This window comes from Bacillus sp. 05T31 (assembly GCF_056396725.1).
The window spans coordinates 1-4,654 of record NZ_JBFTMA010000471.1 but is presented as its reverse complement, the minus strand read 5'-3'; the positions used below and the strand labels follow the sequence as shown (position 1 = coordinate 4,654).

Sequence of the window (4,654 nt, the reverse complement as noted above, 5' to 3'; positions counted from 1 at the left end):
ATTATATTTAGATTTAGATCGCTTTAAAGTAATTAACGATACACTTGGACATTCGTCAGGTGATTACATATTAGAAGAAGTAGCAAAACGTTTCCAATCATGTCTTCCATCACATACTCATCTGTCAAGAATCGGTGGTGATGAGTTTACAATCTTAATTGAAAACTATACTGACGAAGATTCCTTATTCGAGTTATGTAACCAATTATTTGAAAGCATGGAAAAGCCGTTTGTCATACATGAGCATAAATTAACTTTATCACTGAGTATCGGTATCTCCATTTATCCACATTCCGGAATCGATACCGCTACACTTCTGAAAAATGCTAATGTTGCAATGTATGATGCAAAGGCAAAAGAGCTTAACTCTGTCTCTATTTATGACGATGTAATCGCTAAAAAAATCGAAAGACGATTACGATTAGAAAAAGATTTACCAAACGCAATACAAAATGAAGAATTGTTCCTTTTGTATCAACCTCAAGTTGATAGTGAATCTAATAAAATTATCGGTGCAGAAGCTTTAATCAGGTGGAATCATCCTGAATTAGGTGTTATTTCTCCATACGAGTTTATTCCGATTGCAGAAGAAACACTACAAATTATTCCAATAGGAAAATGGACATTACAGCAGGCTTGTGAGCAAATGAAACGTTGGCACGCACTCGGATATTCGCATTTAAAAATAGGGGTAAATTTATCTGCTAAAGAATTTGAACAAGAAGGCTTTGTAAAATCTATTTCTTCTACTTTAGCAACTACAGGCTTACCAGCAAGTTCCCTTGATCTAGAATTAACAGAACGAATTGCAATGATGGATGAGAGAGAAACATTGATAAAACTGCGTACACTAAAAAGTTTAGGGATTCACATTTCAATCGACGACTTTGGTACAGGCTATTCTTCCCTAGCCTACTTACCTTTATATCCAATCGATACGTTAAAAATCCCAAGAGAATTTATTACAATGTCTGAAACGTGTGAAGATGGAATGGAAATCATTAAAACAATCATCACATTAGCAAATACATTAGGAATGTCTGTCATTGCTGAAGGCGTAGAAACGAAAGAACACGTAAATTTCCTTCAAAAAAATAAATTCCTTTTTTTATTATTTAACTACTTCATTTATTAAATCTATTAATTGATGAATTCCCTCATCATTTGTTTTCTTATATCCATTCATGTTTTGAATATATCTCTCCTTATTTACATACAACTTATTTACCACATCTGTAAATGTACTGGTGCTTATTCTATCTTGAAGTAATACTTCCGCATATCCTTGCCTAGAAAAATAGTCAGCATTTAAAACTTGATCCCCTCTACTGGAACCATTAGTTAACGGAATAAGCAACATCGGTTTCTTCAAAAATAACAATTCAGAAATAGCAGTAGAACCAGCCCTGGAAACTACAACACTTGCCATATTCAGTATATGTGGCAACTCTTCCCCTATATATTCAAATTGCATATAACCTTCCATTCCGATAGAAGGATCCACCTTCCCTTTACCACACATATGAACAATATTAAAACTTAATATTAATGTATCTAAACTTTTCCTTACCATATCATTTATCCACTTAGCACCTTGACTCCCACCCATTATTAACAATACCGGTTTATCTTGCTGAAATTYACAATASCTTCTTCCTCGTAATACGTTACCTCTCTCAATTTCTTCCCTTACAATTGGYCCTACATAAACCTTTTTCTCATTACTTACATTCTTCCCTGTATGAGGGAATGTTGTGCATAGTTTTGTAGCAAAAGGTAATGCTATTTTATTTGCAAGTCCTAACGTGCTATCTGGTTCACGTATTACGATAGGTACACTATTTAACCATGCCCCTATTACTACAGGAACTGAAACAAATCCTCCTGCCGAAAARATAACGTCAGGCTTTATTTTCTTAATTAATTTATAACTTTGTAAGCAGCCTTTTATAATTTTAAAAGGATCTTTAAAGTTCTCCCAATCCCAATATCTCCGGAGCTTCCCCGTTGAAATACTATTGTACTTAACATTTTGAACTAATACTTTTTCAATTCCATTTTGAGATCCAATATACTCAACTCCCCATCCTTTTTCCATAAATTTAGGAATCAATACCATATTAATCATTACGTGTCCGGCTGTACCGCCCCCAGTAAAGAGAATCTTTTTATTCATAACTTATATCCACCTTTATCATTAAAAGTCTAGCTTTATAGTAATCTTTCAAATGTACATTAACTTACTATGATTTATATAAATCTTTAACTCCAGACCTATGTCTTGCAAAAGATCTTTGATGAGTTCATAAAAATCATTTCCATACTCACTACATTCATACTGAGTAAAGACTTGGATTACAGGCCTAGTTCCTGTATATATTGTTTTGGGTTTTCGATTAACCTTTTCCACATATGCTCGACATGTATTTATCGCCTCATAGATGCGCAAAACATGTTCTTCTTCATCTTTCCAATCCAGCGTATCAACAATCGAAAGCGATAGCATATTTTGATTATTTATAGTCTCATAACAATTCATATATTTCTTACATCCTTTTATATTTTTCATTAAATGCAGATGTCACTACACTTCGCATACTCAAGTACATCTTTTAATGATTGCTGAAATGGGATTTCTGGAACCCAACCTAACTTTTTTATATCCTCTAATACTAAACTTTCATTTGAGCCGCTCTCACTATTCTCTGTTTCTTTTATAGTGAAATTCAACTGTGTTAATCCTTTATATTGTTCCAATACATCTAATAAAGAGCGTTTTACTCCTGATCCAATATTATATTGTTTTCCATTTATACCATCACGTAATAACACATGATACGCTTTAACTGCATCACGTACATCCAGAAAGTCCCTACTATCTTTCAAACTGTTTATTTCAATAATTGGTTCACTTTTCCCCAACTGTATATCTATCATTTTTTTTGCGAGAATTGAACAAACACCATTCGATACTCCTGGACCAATTAAATTTGAGGGCTTTGCAATGATAATATTTGAATCCATTAATCCGCCCCAAGCCTCCGCAATAATGACTTGCATAGTTTTACTTAAACTATATGGATTTGAAACTTTTATGTTTTTCATACTATCTGCTTGCAATGCAGATCCTATAACTAATGTTTTACAATGCGAGGCTTCCTGCTTAATGGCTTCTAATAAATATAAAGTCCCTATTACGTTAATCTCTATATATTCAAGAGAAGCTGTCCAAGACTCATTAACTGAGTTTCTTCCTGCTAAATGCAATACATAGTCTGGTTTTATTTGTTTAATTACCTTCATTACTTCACTCTTATTTGTTAAATCACAAGTAATACCATTTTCGATTTTTTCTCTATGTGAACGATTTTGAAACATAGGAATTACATGAAAGCCCTGCTCTAAAAAATATTGGCAAGCATGACGTCCTGTGAAGCCATTTGCACCAGTTATTAAAAGGCTCGCATTTCTTTTCATCGTAAAAACCCTCCTTTTTCTAACATTTGTTTCACCTCATATTTTGCAAGTAAGTCTTGTTGAGAGCTAAAGTTCTTCACATTCACAAGCGGATAACTAGCATAATATTCTTGAAGCCCTTCTATAGGTATAGTCGGTAGTACCACAAAATAATTTTGATCAAAACTTATACTTGTTTTACTCTCTACCTCAGATAAAAGCATTTCACTTAATTTTTCACCWGGTCTTATCCCTACCTCTTTTATCTTCACATTTTCTTTTTTCGAATCTTCAATCAGCACTTCTGCTAAATCCGTTATTTTACATGCTGGCATTTTCATAACAAAGATTTCTCCTCCTCTCCCTTCAGATGCTGCTTTAAATAACAATCCAACAGCATCTTCAATGGTTAAGAAAAATCTAGTCATATTTGCATCGGTAATCCCTACTTTTAAAGATTGCTTAATTTGCTTTTTAAAAAGCGGTACCACACTTCCACTCGTTCCTAAAACATTTCCGCCACGAACACAAATGAATTTTGTTTTCTTCGTTTGCACATTCGCATGAACCATTAATTTTTCACCAATTGCTTTTGTCATCCCATACGTATTTGATGGATCGGCCGCTTTATCAGTTGAAACATATATAACTTTCTCAACTTGATTCTGGATAGATGCTTCAATTACATTTTGCGTACCATGTATATTTGTTTTTATAGCTTCATAAGGATAATATTCACATACTGGAACATGCTTTAAAGCTGCAAGATGAAATACATAATGTACACCTTGGCAAGCATATACTAGTTGCTCTTTATCACGAATATCTCCAATAATAAATTTYAATCTCTCTTCATTTATAAACTGTTGCTGCATTTCAAACTGAACCGTTTCATTCCTTGAAAAAACTCTAATTTCTTTCGGTGATTTTTCTAATAGTTGTTTTATAAGTTCATGTCCCCACGAACCTGTACCACCAGTAATTAAAATTATTTTATTAAGCATTCCTTTTCCTCCTACCATACATTTCAATTCAAATTGTATTTATTAAGGTTATTGAATTATTTTCAATTGATTCAAATCATAATCGTCGTTTGTTACATTTAATTGACAAAATAAAAAAACAGAAACTATTTTTAATAGTTTCTGTTTTTCATTTCACTTCTTAGCAATTAGATTTTCTTTATACTGTTTGAATG

At 32.9% G+C, this 4,654-nt stretch carries 5 protein-coding genes; 1 reads left to right on the top strand and 4 read right to left on the bottom strand.

Translation table 11 applies throughout. The features are described from left to right. Nucleotides 1–1,135, top strand: a 1,135-nt coding sequence (locus AC1DJR_RS22155) for a putative bifunctional diguanylate cyclase/phosphodiesterase (protein ID WP_477003507.1), incomplete at its 5' end; no start/stop codon positions are given. Here the strand turns inward: AC1DJR_RS22155 and AC1DJR_RS22150 are convergent. Genes AC1DJR_RS22150 through AC1DJR_RS22135 form a run of 4 tightly spaced genes read right to left on the bottom strand, consistent with a single transcriptional unit; the run spans nt 1,112 to nt 4,460 of the window. Beyond that, the gene (locus AC1DJR_RS22150) at nt 1,112–2,176 is read right to left on the bottom strand and encodes an undecaprenyldiphospho-muramoylpentapeptide beta-N-acetylglucosaminyltransferase (RefSeq protein WP_477003506.1); all 1,065 of its coding nucleotides are present in this window, start codon (nt 2,174–2,176) and stop codon (nt 1,112–1,114) included. The genes AC1DJR_RS22155 and AC1DJR_RS22150 overlap by 24 nt on opposite strands. 48 nt (nt 2,177–2,224) lie before the next feature. Next, entirely contained in the window at nt 2,225–2,569 is a 345-nt protein-coding gene (locus AC1DJR_RS22145; protein ID WP_170972799.1) for a DUF6572 domain-containing protein, read from the bottom strand. Then, a complete protein-coding gene (locus AC1DJR_RS22140; RefSeq protein WP_429686848.1) occupies nt 2,569–3,477 on the bottom strand; it encodes an SDR family oxidoreductase in 909 nt (302 codons plus the stop codon). Before AC1DJR_RS22140 ends, AC1DJR_RS22145 begins: the two co-directional genes overlap by 1 nt. Beyond that, nucleotides 3,474–4,460 (bottom strand): UDP-N-acetylglucosamine 4,6-dehydratase family protein, encoded by a 987-nt coding sequence (locus AC1DJR_RS22135; protein WP_429691811.1) that lies wholly within the window; start codon nt 4,458–4,460, stop codon nt 3,474–3,476. The genes AC1DJR_RS22140 and AC1DJR_RS22135 overlap by 4 nt, the downstream gene beginning before the upstream one ends. Nucleotides 4,461–4,654 lie beyond the last annotated feature (194 nt).

Bases quoted from the DNA above. Each gene is read 5' to 3' on its own strand.
- AC1DJR_RS22145 (WP_170972799.1), bottom strand. From the start codon at position 2,569: ATGAAAAATATAAAAGGATGTAAGAAATATATGAATTGTTATGAGACT.
- AC1DJR_RS22140 (WP_429686848.1), bottom strand. From the start codon at position 3,477: ATGAAAAGAAATGCGAGCCTTTTAATAACTGGTGCAAATGGCTTCACA.